General features: G+C 71.8%; 14 protein-coding genes and 9 pseudogenes. 8 read left to right on the top strand and 15 right to left on the bottom strand.

Annotated elements, in window-relative coordinates; translation table 11 throughout:
* Window position 1: 1 nt before the first annotated feature.
* From G5V59_RS33055 to rplS, 3 genes and pseudogenes are all read right to left on the bottom strand, one after another.
* A complete protein-coding gene (locus G5V59_RS33055) occupies window positions 2-151 on the bottom strand; it encodes a hypothetical protein (protein WP_278259262.1) in 150 nt (49 codons plus the stop codon).
* Window positions 111-971, bottom strand: coding sequence for a signal peptidase I (gene lepB / locus G5V59_RS33050; RefSeq protein WP_341351354.1), 861 nt, complete (start codon window positions 969-971; stop codon window positions 111-113). The genes G5V59_RS33055 and lepB overlap by 41 nt, the downstream gene beginning before the upstream one ends.
* Window positions 968-1331, bottom strand: a pseudogene (gene rplS / locus G5V59_RS33045) (50S ribosomal protein L19). The gene lepB and the pseudogene rplS overlap by 4 nt, the downstream one beginning before the upstream one ends.
* A gap of 419 nt (window positions 1332-1750) precedes the next feature.
* On the opposite strand from rplS, the gene G5V59_RS33040 reads away from it, so the two are divergent.
* Window positions 1751-2704, top strand: a complete 954-nt coding sequence (locus G5V59_RS33040; RefSeq protein WP_278259261.1) for a Fic family protein — start codon at window positions 1751-1753, stop codon at window positions 2702-2704.
* Between the two features lie 119 nt (window positions 2705-2823).
* Here G5V59_RS33040 and G5V59_RS33035 read toward each other — a convergent pair whose 3' ends face one another.
* From G5V59_RS33035 to G5V59_RS38275, 10 genes and pseudogenes are all read right to left on the bottom strand, one after another.
* Window positions 2824-2988: a hypothetical protein gene (locus tag G5V59_RS33035; RefSeq protein ID WP_278260215.1), complete on the bottom strand. Its 165-nt coding sequence runs from the start codon at window positions 2986-2988 to the stop codon at window positions 2824-2826.
* A gap of 94 nt (window positions 2989-3082) precedes the next feature.
* Window positions 3083-3554 (bottom strand): annotated as a pseudogene (locus G5V59_RS33030) (ammonia channel protein); the annotation flags it as partial.
* Between the two features lie 61 nt (window positions 3555-3615).
* Window positions 3616-4074, bottom strand: a pseudogene (locus G5V59_RS33025) (ammonia channel protein); the annotation flags it as partial.
* Between the two features lie 155 nt (window positions 4075-4229).
* Window positions 4230-4481 carry a GNAT family N-acetyltransferase gene (locus G5V59_RS33020; protein ID WP_278260380.1) on the bottom strand — a complete coding sequence of 84 codons (252 nt, stop codon included), beginning with the start codon at window positions 4479-4481 and terminating at the stop codon, window positions 4230-4232.
* A 268-nt stretch (window positions 4482-4749) separates the two neighbouring features.
* Window positions 4750-5425: pseudogene (trmD, locus tag G5V59_RS33015) on the bottom strand (tRNA (guanosine(37)-N1)-methyltransferase TrmD); the annotation flags it as partial.
* Window positions 5422-5978 (bottom strand): annotated as a pseudogene (gene rimM, locus G5V59_RS33010) (ribosome maturation factor RimM). The pseudogenes rimM and trmD, both read right to left, overlap by 4 nt.
* 67 nt (window positions 5979-6045) lie before the next feature.
* Window positions 6046-6286 (bottom strand): annotated as a pseudogene (locus tag G5V59_RS33005) (RNA-binding protein).
* 245 nt (window positions 6287-6531) lie between these two features.
* A pseudogene (gene rpsP / locus G5V59_RS33000) lies at window positions 6532-6723 on the bottom strand (30S ribosomal protein S16); the annotation flags it as partial.
* A gap of 1166 nt (window positions 6724-7889) precedes the next feature.
* Window positions 7890-8732 (bottom strand): amidohydrolase family protein, encoded by an 843-nt coding sequence (locus G5V59_RS38280; RefSeq protein WP_341351090.1) that lies wholly within the window; start codon window positions 8730-8732, stop codon window positions 7890-7892.
* Entirely contained in the window at window positions 8687-9229 is a 543-nt protein-coding gene (locus tag G5V59_RS38275; protein ID WP_341351089.1) for a hypothetical protein, read from the bottom strand. Before G5V59_RS38275 ends, G5V59_RS38280 begins: the two co-directional genes overlap by 46 nt.
* 137 nt (window positions 9230-9366) lie before the next feature.
* Here G5V59_RS38275 and G5V59_RS32980 point away from each other — a divergent pair, with 137 nt between their 5' ends.
* From G5V59_RS32980 to G5V59_RS32970, 3 genes are all read left to right on the top strand, one after another.
* The gene (locus G5V59_RS32980) at window positions 9367-9702 is read left to right on the top strand and encodes a hypothetical protein (protein ID WP_278259258.1); all 336 of its coding nucleotides are present in this window, start codon (window positions 9367-9369) and stop codon (window positions 9700-9702) included.
* A gap of 149 nt (window positions 9703-9851) precedes the next feature.
* A complete protein-coding gene (locus G5V59_RS32975; RefSeq protein ID WP_278259257.1) occupies window positions 9852-9977 on the top strand; it encodes a hypothetical protein in 126 nt (41 codons plus the stop codon).
* A gap of 1 nt (window position 9978) precedes the next feature.
* Window positions 9979-10215 carry a GDSL-type esterase/lipase family protein gene (locus G5V59_RS32970; RefSeq protein WP_278259256.1) on the top strand — a complete coding sequence of 79 codons (237 nt, stop codon included), beginning with the start codon at window positions 9979-9981 and terminating at the stop codon, window positions 10213-10215.
* A gap of 22 nt (window positions 10216-10237) precedes the next feature.
* Here the strand turns inward: G5V59_RS32970 and G5V59_RS32965 are convergent, their stop codons facing one another.
* Both G5V59_RS32965 and ffh read right to left on the bottom strand, forming a co-directional pair.
* Window positions 10238-10471, bottom strand: coding sequence for an NYN domain-containing protein (locus G5V59_RS32965; protein WP_278259255.1), 234 nt, complete (start codon window positions 10469-10471; stop codon window positions 10238-10240).
* 169 nt (window positions 10472-10640) lie between these two features.
* Window positions 10641-12184: pseudogene (gene ffh, locus G5V59_RS32960) on the bottom strand (signal recognition particle protein); the annotation flags it as partial.
* 184 nt (window positions 12185-12368) lie between these two features.
* Between ffh and G5V59_RS32955 the strand changes: the two are divergent.
* The 4 genes and pseudogenes from G5V59_RS32955 to G5V59_RS32940 form a co-directional block, all read left to right on the top strand.
* A pseudogene (locus tag G5V59_RS32955) lies at window positions 12369-13337 on the top strand (carbon starvation CstA family protein); the annotation flags it as partial.
* Between the two features lie 22 nt (window positions 13338-13359).
* On the top strand, window positions 13360-14100 hold the full coding sequence (locus G5V59_RS32950) for a carbon starvation CstA family protein (RefSeq protein ID WP_278260214.1): 741 nt from the start codon (window positions 13360-13362) through the stop codon (window positions 14098-14100).
* A gap of 77 nt (window positions 14101-14177) precedes the next feature.
* Entirely contained in the window at window positions 14178-14723 is a 546-nt protein-coding gene (locus G5V59_RS38270) for a YbdD/YjiX family protein (protein ID WP_341351353.1), read from the top strand.
* 49 nt (window positions 14724-14772) lie between these two features.
* Window positions 14773-15027, top strand: coding sequence for a hypothetical protein (locus tag G5V59_RS32940; RefSeq protein WP_278259254.1), 255 nt, complete (start codon window positions 14773-14775; stop codon window positions 15025-15027).
* Window positions 15028-15040 lie beyond the last annotated feature (13 nt).

Here is a 15040-nt window from a genome sequence, read left to right as displayed (position 1 = left end):
GCTAGGCCCCCGGGATCGCGTCGAGCTTCTTCGCCTTCTCGAGGAGGTCGGCCGGCGGCGAGTCCGGGACCTTGTCGAAGACCTCGGGACGGCTGATCCAGCGCCAGCGGTCACGCGGCCAGATCAGCGTGAAGACCTTGCCGACGACCATGTCGGTGTCCACCCACGGGCTCTTGGTGCACGGGTCGTCGTCGGGGTTGCACAGGTGTGCCCGCGAGTCGGCGGAGTGCCCGCGGTTGTCGCCGAGCACGAGCAAGCTTTGCCGGCGGGGACCGGCCCGATGGTCCAGCCTGCAGCGCCCCGCGAAGGCGGAGCCCTTGCGGACCGGCCAGTCGTCGAGCGAACTCGGCGTTGCAGGCGCCCGGGTCGGGGCCGAGGTAGGACTTCTCGTCGATGGCGACCCCGTTGACCTCGATCCGGCCCTGCTTGTCGCAGCAGACCACGACGTCGCCCTCGGTGCCGATCACCCGCTTCACCAGGTGCCCGCCGGTGGGGTACAGGCCGACCTTGGAGAGCAGGTTGGCGAAGCCGGTGGGGCCCTGGTCGTCGGTCTCGCCGAGCCACTGGCCCGGGTCCTCGAAGACGATCACGTCGCCGCGCTTCGGCGAGCCGCCGAACCAGTAGGAGACCTTCTGCACGAGGATCCGGTCGTTCTTGACCAGGCCCGGCTCCATGGACTCGGAGGGGATGTAGAACGCCCGGACGAACACCGCCTTGATGACGACAGCCAGGCCCAGCGCCACCGCGAGCAGCAGGATGCTCTCCTGCCACACCGGCAGGTGCTTGCGCTCGGTCTTCTCGGAGTGCCGGGGACCCTGGTCCCCGGCCGCGGCGTCGTCGTGGCCGGGGGCCGTCTCGTCGCCTGCCGTCTCGTCGGTCGTCACGTTGGCTGAGTCTAGGCACGTGCCCCTGGGGAAAGCGCGAAGGCCCGACCGTTGCGGTCGGGCCTTCGGCAAGCGGCGGGCTCTCAGGCCTCGCGACGCTCCTTGATCTTCGCCTTCTTGCCGGTGAGGTTGCGCAGGTAGTAGAGCCTTGGCGCGACGCACGTCACCGCGGGTGACGACCTCGATGGACTCGAAGATCGGCGAGTGGAGCGGGAAGGTCCGCTCGACACCGACACCGAAGGAGACCTTGCGGACCGTGAAGGTGCGACCGACGCCGGAGCCGTGGACGCGGATCACGACGCCCTGGAAGACCTGGACGCGGGAGCGGTTGCCCTCGACGACCTTGACGTGGACCTTGACGGTGTCACCGGCGCGGAAGTCGGGGACGTCGTCACGCTTGACGGCGTTGCCGAGCTCGGTCACGACGGCGGGGCTGGGGTTGCTCATGATTCTCCTCGCGAGTGCCACAGGTCAGCCGCGGAATAGGTGATGGATCGTGGGGGTGCGCGGTCGACGATTCCCCTGTGGCAGAAGCGTCCGCGACACCGACGAAGAATCTTCCCACAGTCGCCGACGCCACCGGAAATCCGCGACTGCGACAATGCGGCCCATGCAGCGCGACTGGGAGCCACACGGTGCGGAGGTCCGGCCCTGGCGCCAGCGCACCCCGCGCGGACCCCGCGCGGACCGGCTGCTGCGGGAGGTGACGGTCAGCCTGCCGCCGTACGTCGCGGAGCGGGACCTGCCGATGGACCGGACCCTGCGAGCGATGACCACCGCGTGTGCCGGCGACCTCAGCCACCTCGACCTGGTGCACGGGCGCACCCTGAGCGCGCTCAACCACCTCCAGCCTGCGCACCGAGGCCGTGGACTCCTCCAAGATCGAGGACGTCGACGCCAGCCTGGCCGACTACGGCCGGGCCCTGCTCGGAGCCGGGGCCAACGCCTCGGCGGTGTCGATGGCCTCGGCGACCGCCGCGCTGACCCGGATGATCGCCGACGCCGACCGCAGCCGGGAGATCCGCCGCGAGGCGATCCTGCGCGCGCACCACGACCTCTTCCGCCGTACCCCGTCGGAGGCGCACCGGGCCGGCACCCTGCGCACCACGCAGAACTGGGTGGGCGGCAGCGACTGGTCCCCGCTCGGCGCGCTCCACGTGCCTCCCCCGCCGGAGACCGTCTCGGCCTACCTCGACGACCTGCTCGCCTTCGCCGACCGCGACGACCTGCCGCCGGTGGCGCAGGCGGCGATCGTGCACGCGCAGTTCGAGTCGATCCACCCGTTCATCGACGGCAACGGGCGGATCGGGCGGACCCTGATCCACGCGGTGCTGCGCCGGCGGCGGGCCACCCGCCACCTCACCGTGCCGATCGCCTCGGCGCTGGTGGCGCACCGGGAGCGCTACTTCGCCGCGCTCGGCGACTACCGCGCCGGTCAGGCCGCCACCATCGTCGCCATGCTCGCCTCGGCCGTGCGGATCGCCACCGCGGAGTCCTGGGTGACCGCCACCCGCCTGCGCGAGGTGCGCGCCGACTGGGGAGCGGCAGTCGGCGGCTCCCGGCCCGGCACTCCCCCGCACCGCACCCTCGACCTGCTCGTCGAGGAGCCGATCGTCAACCCGGCGCTGGTCGCCGGGCGGATCGGGGTGGACGAGGAGGAGGCCGCGGCGGTGCTCGCCGCGCTGACCCGGGCCGGGGTGCTGCGCCGCGCACCGCGCTCACGGCGGGCGCCGGTCTGGCTCGCCGGTGCGGTGCTCGACGAGGTCGGCGACCTCAGCGACCGGATCCAGGCGTCCAGCCGCCGGATGCGCGGCGCCTGAGCGCTCTTGTGACTGCGTGTCGATGACTCGGCGGCCCGCCCCCACGACAGGCCGCCGAGGTCACGACAGGCCCGCCCCGGCGTACGGGACGGGCCTGTCGAGTCGGTGAGCGAGCGGGATCAGTCGATCGCGTAGCCGTTGCCGTGCAGGGCGAGGTCGATGCCCGCGACCTCGTCCTCCTCCTTGGCGCGGAAGCCGATCGTCTTGTCGATGACCGTGCCGAGGACGAAGGCGACGATGAACGAGTACGCCGCGATCGCGAAGGCCGGGATGGCCTGCACCACGAGCCTGCTCGAGGTTGCCGCCGGTGAACAGACCGGTGTCGATGGCGAAGAAGCCCAGGTAGAGGGTCCCGATGAAGCCGGCGACGAGGTGGATGCCCACCACGTCGAGGGTGTCGTCGACGCCGATCTTGTACTTGAGACTCGATGGCGAAGGCGCAGACGGCACCGGCGACCAGGCCCAGGACGATCGCCCAGATCGGGGTCAGGTTGGCGCACGACGGGGTGATGGCGACGAGGCCGGCCACGATGCCCGAGGCAGCGCCGACGGCGGTCGCCTTGCCCTCCTTGAAATGCTCGACGACGATCCAGCCGACGAGCGCGGCCGCCGGGGCGACGAGCGTGTTGACGAAGATCAGGCCGATCTGGCCGTCCGCCGTGGCCGCGCCGCCGTTGAAGCCGAACCAGCCGAACCACAGGATCGCGGCGCCGATGAGCACGAGCGGGACGTTGTGGGGCTGCGCCTCCTCCTTGGAGAAGCCGATCTTGCGCTTGCCGAGGACCAGGGCGAGGGCGAGCGCCGCTGCGCCGGCGTTGATGTGGACCGCCGTACCGCCGGCGAAGTCGATGGTGCTCGCGTCGAAGCCCAGGTGCGTGCCCAGCCTGACCCACCCAGCCGGTGAACGTGGCCGAGCCGTCGTCGTTGACCACGAACGCGAAGACCCAGGAGGCGACGGGGAAGTAGACGAGGGTCGCGAACAGCCCGACGAAGAGCATCCACGGCCAGAACCGGGCCCGGTCGGCGATCGCGCCGGAGATCAGCGCGACGGTGATGATCGCGAACGTCGCCCCGAAGATCGCGCTCGCCAGGGTGACGCCGGCCGCTGCGTCGCCGCTGAAGGCAGCCTTCGCGGCGTCCTGCAGGCCGAAGTCGGAGAACGGGTTGCCGAGGATCTCCGGGATCCAGTCGGTGGCGGAGGTGCCGTCGACGAAGGCCTGGTTGAACCCGAAGAGGATCCACAGCACCGCGACGAGGCCGATGGAGCCGAAGCTCAGCATCATCATCGAGATCACGGACTTGGACTTGACCAAGCCGCCGTAGAAGAACGCCAGGCCCGGCGTCATGAAGAGCACGAGGGCCGCTGCGATCAGCAGCCACAGGACAGCAAGAGTCATCGAAAGAATCTCCTCGGGAAAGGACGGGCCAGACCTCGACCCACAGAGGCCGCCGTCGTTGGCGGCCGGTCTGCCCCGACTCTGGACCCGCGCGATTTCACCGAGCACCGGGCTTCGTTTCGCAGGTGTTACAGGTTCCACGAGCGTGTGACGCGCTCGTGAACGCTCAGCGCCGCTTGGTGAGCGTGACCGTGTGCGGCGGTCCCGGGAGATCCGGCCGCAACCGGAAGCCGGCCTTCTTGTAGAGCCGCTGGTTGCGGACGCTCGCCGCCCCCGTGAAGAGCCTGGTACGACGTGACCTGCTCCGGCGCGACGGCCTGGATGTGCTCGAGCAGCACCCGCCCGAGGCCGCTGCCCTGCAGGTCGGGGGCGACCATCACCCGGCCGATGTCCCAGGTGGTCGCGTCCTCGAGCTTTGCCGCGGGCGGCGCCGACGAGGCGGCCGGCCCGGCGCACCACCCAGGTGTCCCACTCGGCCAGTCCCGCACGGACGTCGTCGAGGGACTCCTGCAGCGCGGGGATGTCGAGGGTGTCGTTGGCGAGGGCCTCCTGCAGCCAGCAGGCGCGCTGCAGGGTGAGGATCTCCCCGGCGTCGGCGGGCGTGGCGCGCACGATCGGGCTGCCGTCGTCGAGGACGGAGGGGTGCAGCAGGTCCGGCCGCCGCAGCGCCGTACGACGCCGCGCCTCGGCCGCGCGCCAGGCCGCGATCCGCCCGTGGTCGCCGCTGAGCAGGACCTCGGGCACCTCGCGGCCCTGCCAGGCCCGGGGCTTGGTGTAGACGGGGTACTCCAGCAGGCCGCCCTCGGCGTGGGACTCCTCGACCAGCGACGCGGCGTTGCCCATGAAGCCGGGCAGCAGCCGGACGACGGCCTCGGTCACGGCGAGCGCGGCGACCTCGCCCCCGTTGAGGACGTAGTCGCCGAGGCTGATCTCGCGGACCTCGGCGATCTCGCGGGCGTGGTCGATCACGCGCTGGTCGATGCCCTCGTAGCGCCCGCAGGCGAACACCAGCCGCTCGCGTCCGGACAGGCTCCTCGGCGACGCGCTGGTCGAAGGGCTCGCCGGAGGGGGTGGTGAACACGACCGTCGTCCGCGCGTCGACGCCGAGTGCGGTGAACGCCTCGCCCCACGGCTCGGGCTTCATCACCATGCCGGCTCCGCCGCCGTACGGCGTGTCGTCGACGGTGCGGTGGCGGTCGGTGGCCCACTGGCGCAGGTCGTGCACGTGCACGTCCAGCAGTCCGCCGGCGGCGGCCTTGCCGGCCAGGGAGAGGTCCAGCGGGGCGAAGAAGTCCGGGAAGATCGTGAGGTAGTCGAGCCTCACGACCCGGCCTCGTCGTCCGGGAAGGGCGTCACCAGGCCCGGTCGGTCGGCGATGACGACCCGGCCGCCGTCGAGGTCGACCTCCGGCACCAGCGCGCTGACGAAGGGCACCAGTGCCTCGCGTCGTCCCGGCGTCTTGATCCGCAGCAGGTCCTGGGCGCCGTGGACGAGGCCGACGACCTCACCCAGCGCCGTCCCCTCGGTGTCGTACGCCGCCAGGCCGATCAGCCTGGTGGTCGTAGAACTCCTCCGGGTCGGCCGGCGTCTCGTCAGCGGGTACGACGGCCCGCAGCACGACCCCGCGCGCGGCCTCCGCCGCGTTGCGGTCCGCCAGGCTCCTCGAAGGTCGCCAGGAGGACCCCCTGGTGCCAGCGGGTCCGCGCGACGGTCAGGGTGCGGGCCGCGAACGCCGAGCCCCGGGGCGCCTCGGCGAGGAGGACCGCGCCGTCGACGTAGCGTCGCTCGGGCTCGTCGGTGCGCACGTCCACCGTGACCTCGCCACGGATGCCGTGCGGCTTGCCGATCCGGCCGACGACGACCTCGAGCGATTCCATGGCGGTCATTGTCGCGGAAATGCGAGCAGCCCCGCACATCGGTGCGGGGCTGCTCGACGAGACGACGTCAGCGACGGTCGGTGTCGACGAAGTCGACCCGGGTGTTGCCGTTGCCGGCGATCGCGGAGACGACCGTGCGGAACGCGGTCGCCGTGCGGCCGCCACGGCCGATCACCTTGCCGAGGTCGTCGGGGTGCACCCGGACCTCGAGGATCGAGCCGCGCCGCAGCCTGCTTGTCGCGCACGACCACGTCGTCGGGGTGGTCGACCACTCCGCGGACGAGGTGCTCCAGCGCGTCAGCCAGCACGGTCTCAGACCTCGGTGCTCTCGGCGGCGGGCGCCTCTGCGGCCGGCTCCTCCGCGGGGGTCTCGGCAGCAGCCTCGGCGGGCTTCTCCTCGACCTTCTCGGCCTTCTCCTTCTTGTCGGCCTTCTTGGTCACCGCCGCGCCCTTGGGCTCGTTGGCGGCCTCCTTGAGGGCCTCGTTGAAGATCTCCAGCCTTGTCGCGCTTGGCGTCCTTGACCTTGAGGGTGCCCTCGGCGCCCTCGATGCCCTTGAACTTCTGCCAGTCGCCGGTGACCTTGAGGATCGCCTCGACGGCCTCGGACGGCTGCGCGCCGACACCGAGCCAGTACTGCGCCCGCTCGGAGACGACGTCGATGTACGACGGGTCCTCCTTGGGGTGGTACTTGCCGATCTCCTCGATCACGGCGCCGTCGCGCTTCTTGCGCGAGTCGACGATCACGATGCGGTACTGCGGGACCCGGACCTTGCCCAGGCGCTTCAGACGGATCTTGACGGCCACGTTTGTGGTGTCTCCTTGAGAACTAGTGTGGGTTGAGGCGGGACCGCCAGGTGGGGAACACCGGGGCCCGGTCTCGATGGGCGCCGTGACCACCGGTTGAGAGGGACCGGGAGACACAGAACTCAGCCGCCAAGTCTGCCAGATGTGTCGGGCACTGCCGAATCGGGCACCCTCGCCGCCATGACCTCGCCTGTCCCGACCCGTCCCGTCGGCTGCTCCGGCATCTGGATCGGCATCGCCCTGATGCTCGCCGCCGTCCTCGTGCTCGTCGCGGCAGGGGTCATCTTCTGGCGCTCGCTGAGCGGCGACGCGACGGTGATCGACGCCGACGGGCAGCCGCACCAGGTCGCCCTGCCGAGCGAGGAGACCTACGGCGTCTTCCTCACCGCGTCCCGCCCGGCGAGCCTGCACAGCCGTGACCGGCGACGGCAGCCCGGTCGACCTCGGCTCCGTCTCGGGATCCTACGAGGTCAACCAGTGGTCCGCCGAGCGTTCCTTCGACACCGGCGACGGAAAGCTCACCTTCACCTGCACCGCCACCTCCCCCGATGCGGAGGTCCGGCTCGGTCCGCTGCCCAGCATCGGCGGGCTGCTCGGCGCGATCTTCGGCGGGCTGTGCCTGGCCGGGCTCCTCGGCGTCGGCGGCCTGGCCCTGCTCGTGGTGACGGTCGTGCGGCGCAGCCGCGCGCCCCGCGGGCAGACCGGGTGATCGGACCACCCGGGACCGCGGCCCGCCTCCCCCACCCGTCCGGGTGGCCCGGCTCGACCCGCCCGGAGGTGGGCAGCGGGCGGTGCGCCGCCGCACCATCGAGACATGATCCTCCGTCGCTCCACGGTCGCCGCCCTCGCGGCCGCCGCACTCACGATCGCTCCCGTCGCCGCCGCCGAGGCCGCCCCGCACAGCGGGAGGGGCCATGCCGCGCACGCCTCCTCCTCCGGCTCCGCCTCGACCCGGGCGGTGCTCAAGGAGATCAGGCTCAAGGACCGGGCCCTGACCCGGATCGCCGCCTCGAAGCCGTTCACCCGGCTGCCCGACGCGCAGGAGGCGGTGCTGGCCGCCTCGGTCACCGCCGACCGCGCCGCGCTCACCGCCCTGGGGGACGCGGTCAGCGGCGGGTCCACGACCGCCAGGGCGGCACGCACCACGCTGCGCTCGTACCGGGTCGAGAGCCTACCTCGTCGCGGCCGCGCTGCTGCGGGGTGCCGCGACGCTGCGAGCCGCCGCGGGCGACGTACCGGAGGTGGTGGCGGCGATCGACGACGCCGTCGCGACCGCGCTGACGGTCACCGCGACGAACGGCCGCACCGTCCTGCGCGCCGCGCACGACGCGCTGGAGGCCGCCTGGGAGGCGTACGAGGGCGAGGACGACTAGGAGTAGACGCGTCCGCGCAGCACCACGGCCGCGGGCTCCTCGGAGCACCGAGAGGTCCTCGACCGGGTTGCGCGGGTAGACCACGAAGTCGGCCGGGTCGCCCTCGTCGAGCCCGGGGTTCCACCCCAGCCAGGCACGGGCCCGCCAGGACGCCGCGCCGAGCACGTACTCGTTCGGCAGCCCCATCTCCGCCATCGCGCGGATCTCCTCGTGCAGCACGCCGTGCCGGGCCGAGCCGCCGCCGTCGCTGCCGACGTAGAGCGCGACGCCGGCCTCCTGGGCCTGCATCAGCACCTCGCGGCGGCGGGCGAAGAGCCGCTCCATCGTGTCGGCGTACGACGGGAACTTGTCGCGTCCGGCGGAGGCGAAGCCCGGGAACTTCGCGGTCTGCAGCACCGTCGGCACGAGCGCCACCCCGCCGGCGACCATTCGCTCGATGTGCGCCTCGGTCAGCCCGGTGCCGTGCTCGATGCAGTCGATGCCGGCGTCCAGCAGGGGGCCGAGCGAGTCCTCGCCGAAGCAGTGTGCCGTCACCTTCGCGCCCAGCGAGTGCGCGACCCCGATCGCCGCGGCCACCGCGTCGGCGGGGAAGGACGGCGCCAGGTCGCCCTCCTCGCGAGAGATCCAGTCACCGACCAGGCTTGACCCAGCCGTCGCCCGCGCGGGCCTGCTCGGCGACGGTGTCGGCGAGGCTCTTCGGGCTCGACCTCGGCGCCGTACCCCTTGAGGTAGCGGCGGGTGCGCGCCACGTGCCGCCCGCACCGGATGAGCCGAGGCAGGTCCTCGCGCTCCTGCACCCAGCGGGTGTCAGCGGGCGAGCCGCAGTCACGGGTGAGCAGCACGCCGTCGGCGCGGTCGAGGATCGCGGTCCGCTCGATCTCCTCCTCGGAGACCGCTCCGCCGTCCTCCAGCCCGAGGTGGTTGTGCGCGTCGACCAGGCCGGGCACGATCCAGCCCTCGGCCGCGGTCTCAGCGCCGGAGGGACGCTCGTAGGTGATCCGGCCGTCGAGGACGAACACCTCCCGTGTCTCGCCGTCGGGCAGGACCGGACCGGAGAACCGCAGCGCACGCACCCGGCCGACGCTACCGAACGCCCCGGACGCCCGCCCGGAAGGTCGCGGCGGGCCCTGTCCCCCGGGGCCCGCCGGGTGCATGCTGACCCCAGCAGGCGCCACTCGGGGCGCCGGCCCTTCCAGAACGGATCACCTCGATGCGCCTTCGCCTCCTGGCCACCGCCGCCGCGTCGCTCGCCGCGGTCGTCATCAGCACCCTCCCTGCCTCCGCCCAGGACGACACGCTGGACTACGTCGCCCTCGGCGACAGTTTACTCCGCCGCCTCCGCCGTCCTCCCCCTCGACCTGTCGTCGCCGCTGTGCGCACGCTCGCTGGTCAACTACGGCCACCTGATCGCCGCCGCGACCGACGCGGCGTACACCGACGTGACCTGCGGGGCGGCCCAGACGTCGCACCTGACGAGCGCGCAGTACCCCGGCGTCGGCCCACGAACTCGACGCGGTCACCGCCGACACCGACCTGGTCACGCTGACGATCGGTGGCAACGACAACAACACCTTCATCGGCGCGATCCTCGCTTGCGGCTCGGCCGGGATCCTCACCGCCGGCATCGGCAGCCCGTGCAAGAGCATCTACGGCGACACCTTCGTCACCGCGATCCGCACCAAGACCTACCCCGCCGTGCGCGACGCACTGGCCAAGATCCGGGCCAAGGCGCCGCACGCCCAGGTCGCGATCCTGGGGTACCCGTGGATCCTGCCGGCCACCCGCGGCTGCTTCACCAAGCCTGCCCATCGCCAGCGGTGACGTGCCCTACCTGCGCGAGCTCCAGGCCACGCTCAACGCGGTCATCGCGCAGGCGGCCGGGGAGACCGGCTCGACGTACGTCGACCTCTCCCAGGCCTCCGAGGGACACGACGCCTGCCAGCCGGCCGGCGTGCGGTGGATCGACCCGCTCTTCCCGACCACCAGCCCGGTGCACCCCAACGCCCTCGGCCAGCGCGAGATGGCGGCGCGGACGCTGTCGGTGCTCGGTCTCGGCTGAGCACCTCAGCGCCCGAGCGGCCTCACAGGTACGACAGCAGCCAGGTCGGCGACAGGGTCGTCGCCCCGACCCCGTGCACCCGCGCGTCCAGCGCGCGGTCGGCGGTCACGACCACGACGCGGTGGCCCTGCTCGACGGCCTGCTGGGCTTGCGCCACGATCGTCGCGTCACCGTCCTTGGCGGCGTGCACGGTCGTGACGTGGGCGTCCCTGCCGGGGCGCGCACCGCCCTTGGCCTGGCCCTCGAGGACGAGCACGACGGCGTCGTAGGGGACGTCGGCGACGAGGAGCCTGCTCGTGCAGCCGGCGCGCCGCACCTGCCCGGTCCTTCCACCAGCCGTCCGGCCGGGCTCCGACGACGTTGGCGCCGTCGACGACGAGGACCGAGCGGCTCACTTGAGGAACTTCGAGAAGTCCTTCGGGAGCCTGGAGGTTCTCGGCGGCGGCCTCGTAGTCGACGTCCTGGCCGATGCCGAACGGGTTCGGCTTCGCGGCGGCGGCCCTCTCCTTGGCCGCCGCGGCCTCCTGGGCCGCCTTGGCCGGGTTGCCGGACTTGCGCGCGCCCTTGCCCTTGGTCTGCTTGGCCTTCTGCTTCGCGCTCGCCCGCTTGCCACCACCGGGCCCGCCCATGCCGGGCATCCCCGGCATGCCGGGCATCCCGCCGCCCTTGGCCATCTGCATCATCATCTTGCGCGCCTCGAAGAAGCGGTCGACGAGACCGTTGACGTCGGAGACGCTGCGGCCCGAGCCCTTGGCGATGCGCGCACGGCGCGAGCCGTCGATGATCTTCGGGTTCGCCCGCTCCGCCGGCGTCATCGAGCGGATCAGCGCCTCGACCCGGTCGATCTCGCGCTCGTCGAAGTTCTCGATCTGGTCGCGGATCTGGCCCATGCCCGGGAGCATCTTGAGGATGCTCGTCATCGAGCCCAGACTTCTTCAGTCTGCTGCATCTGCGAGAGGAAGTCGTCGAGGGTGAAGTCGCCGCCGGTGAGGCTTCTCGGCGGCGCGCATCGCCTCCTCCTGGTCGAAGGCCTTCTCGGCCTGCTCGATCAGGGTGAGGATGTCGCCCATGTCCAGGATGCGCGAGGCCATCCGGTCGGGGTGGAAGACATCGAAGTCGGTCATCTTCTCGCCCGTGGAGGCGAACATGACGGGCTTGCCGGTCACCTGGCGGATCGACAGCGCGGCGCCACCGCGGGCGTCACCGTCGAGCCTTGGTGAGGACCACGCCGTCGTAGCCGACGCCGTCGAGGAATGCCTGCGCGGTGGTCAGCGCGTCCTGGCCGATCATCGCGTCGACGACGAAGAGCACCTCGTCGGGCTGGACCGCGTCGCGGATGCCGGCGGCCTGGGCCATCATCTCGGCGTCGACGCCGAGGCGGCCGGCGGTGTCGACGATGACCACGTCGTGCAGGCTTTGCGCTTGGCCTCCTCGATCGAGGCCTTCGCGACGGCGACCGGGTCACCGGTGCCGTTGCCGGGCTCGGGCGCGTAGACCGGGACGCCGACCTTCTCGCCGTTGACCTGCAGGCTGCTGGACGGCGTTGGGGCGCTGGAGGTCGCAGGCGACCAGGAGCGGGGTCTTGCCCTGCTCCTTGAGCCAGCGGGCGAGCCTTGGCCGCCAGCGTGGTCTTGCCCGCACCCTGGAGGCCCGCGAGCATGATGACGGTCGGGCCGGTCTTGGCGTAGCGCAGCCGGCGGGTCTCGCCGCCGAGGATCGTGACGAGCTCGTCGTTGACGATCTTGACGACCTGCTGGGCCGGGTTCAGCGCACCGCTGACCTCCTCGCCCCGGGCGCGCTCCTTGACCGCGGCGACGAAGTCCTTGACCACGGGCAGGGCGACGTCCGCCTCGAGCAGCGCGATCCGGATCTCGCGGGCGGTCGCGTCGATGTCGGCCTCGGAGAGCCGCCCCTTGCCGCGCAGGTTCTTGAAGGTCGCGGAGAGCCGGTCGGAAAGTGTGGCGAACAAGAGCGTTGCGTCCTCGTGGGATTCGTCGTAGAAGTGGGTGCCTCGAACACCGATCGTAACCGGCGGGGGCCCAGGCCACCGCGTCCGCGGTGGACGTTCGAGGGTACTGCGCCGGTGCCCGGCACCGCGCGCGGTGGTCGGGAGTGCCATCGGGGGCACCCCGCCAGGGTCAAGGAGGATCCGGATGGCGACCGCAACACCCCTACGACGCCCGGGCGGCCCGCGCCGCCGCCCCACTCCCGCCGGCATCGCGACCTGGGGCGGCATCGCCCTGGTCGGCGCCGTCTGCTGGACGGTGCTCGCCCTCTCCCGCGGCGAGGAGGTCTCGGCCCTGTGGATCCTGTTCGCGGCCCTGGCGTCGTACGCCATCGCCTACCGGTTCTACGCCCGGTTCATCGCGAACCGGGTGCTGGAGGTCGACGACGAGCGGGCCACGCCGGCCGAGCGGCTGGAGAACGGCCAGGACTTCGACGTCACCGACCGCCGGGTGCTCTTCGGGCACCACTTCGCCGCGATCGCCGGCGCCGGACCGCTCGTCGGTCCGGTGCTCGCTGCCCAGATGGGCTACCTGCCCGGCACGATCTGGATCATCGTCGGCGTCATCCTGGCGGGCGCCGTCCAGGACATGATGGTGCTCTTCTTCTCGATGCGCCGCGACGGCAAGAGCCTCGGGCAGATGGTCCGCGACGAGATCGGCGTGGTCGGGGGCACGGCCGCGCTGGTGGCGGTCTTCGCCATCATGATCATCATCCTGGCGGTCCTCGCGCTGGTCGTGGTCAACGCGCTCGCGGAGTCTCCGTGGGGCGTGTTCTCGATCGGGTTGACGATCCCGATCGCGCTCTTCATGGGCGTCTACCTCCGCTACCTGCGCCCGGGCCGGGTGAGCGAGGCCACCGCGATCGGTGTGGCCCTGCTCCTGCTCGCCATCATCGTCGGGGGCTGGATCGACGACACCGGGCTCGGCGACGCACTCACCCTCTCGCACGAGACGCTGACGATCTGCCTGATCGTCTACGGCTTCGTCGCCTCCGTGCTGCCGGTGTGGATGCTGCTCACGCCGCGCGACTACCTCTCGACGTTCATGAAGGTCGGGGTGATCCTGCTGCTCGCCGTCGGCCTGGTGCTGGCCCGGCCCGTGCTCGCCAACGACGACATCACCTCCTTCGCGATGGACGGTGACGGACCGGTCTTCGCCGGCAAAGCTCTTCCCCTTCGTCTTCATCACCATCGCCTGCGGCGCGCTCTCCGGGTTCCACGCCCTCATCGCCTCCGGTACGACGCCGAAGATGATCGCCAAGGAGAGCCAGGTCCGGATGATCGGCTACGGCGGCATGCTGATGGAGTCCTTCGTCGCCATCAGCGCACTGATCGCGGCCTGCGTGATCGACCAGGGTCTCTACTTCGCGATGAACAGCCCCGCCGGCGCGACCGGCGGCACCGCGGCGAGTGCCGCGGAGTTCGTCGGCAACCTGGGCTTCACCCTGTCCCCCGACACGCTCACGCAGGCCGCGGCGGCCGTCCAGGAGCCGACGCTGGTCTCGCGCACGGGCGGCGCACCCACCCTGGCGGTCGGCATCTCGCAGATCTTCACCGACGCGTTCGGGGGTGGGCTGGCGGCGTTCTGGTACCACTTCTCGATCATGTTCGAGGCGCTCTTCATCCTCACCGCCGTCGACGCCGGCACCCGGGTCGGGCGCTTCATGCTGCAGGACACGATCGGCAACTTCTGGCCGCGCTTCGGCGACACCTCGTGGAAGCCCGCCGCCTGGGGCGCCAGCGCCGTCGTCGTGGCGGCGTGGGGCTACATGCTCTACGTCGGCGTGACCGACCCGCTCGGCGGCATCAACCAGCCTGTTCCCGCTGTTCGGCATCAGCAACCAGTCTGCTCGCCGCCATCGCGCTGGTGCTGTGCGTGACCCTGCTGCTCAAGCACGGCAAGGCCCGGTGGGCATGGGTTCCGCTCGTCCCGCTCGCGTGGGACCTGGCCGCGACGATGACCGCGTCCTGGCAGAAGGTGTTCTCCGACAACCCCGCGATCGGGTACTTCGCCCAGGCCGACCGCTATCGCGACGCCCGGGACGCCGGCCGACTCCTCGCTCCCGCAAAGGACGCCGACCAGATGGGTCAGGTGATCACCAACTCCACCACCAACGGCGTCCTGCAGGCTCGCCTTCGCGATCCTGGTGCTGATCGTGGTGGCCAACGCCGCGGTGGTGTGGGTGCGAGCGCTGCGGGCCGGCTCGCTGCCGACGACCGAGGTGCCACCGACTCCCTCGGCGATCGTCGCCCCGGCCGACTTCTTCGCCACGGCGCAGGAGAAGGCCGCCGTACGAGAATGGGAGGAGGCGCGGACATGAGCCTCGTCGTGCGCGCCTGGCGCGGCCTGCGCTGGTACGTCCGCGAGGCGACCGGCGAGGCCCGCTGGGACGAGTACGTCGCCCGGTGCGCCGCGTCCGGCAGCGCCCCGATGACCCGGCGCGCCTGGGAGCGGCACCGGGCCGAGCACCGGGAGCGCAACCCGCGGTCGCGCTGCTGCTGAGGCGGGCTGGCCTACAGTGGCGAGATGACGACGGTGCTGGTGCTCGCCGGTGGCGCGCTGGTGCTGTTCGTCCTCGTCGTGCTCGCCGGCAACCGGGTCCTGCGCAGTGGTGGCGCGACCTCCGGCGGGATGGCCGACGGGCTCGGGAGGCTTCATCGACGTCTTCGACCCCGCCCGGGCCCGCGCCGACCAGGACCTGAAGTCGCACCAGAACCAGGGCGCCGTCATCCCGAACCTGGAGGACGACGAGCCGCCGGTGGTCGTGGACCTCGTCAAGAAGGTCGCGCGGATCAGGCTCCGGTGATGGCCGCCCGGAC

Source organism: Nocardioides convexus (assembly GCF_011090295.1).
Note: the sequence above shows the minus strand (reverse complement) of the source record. Positions and strands in the feature narration are given on the sequence as shown.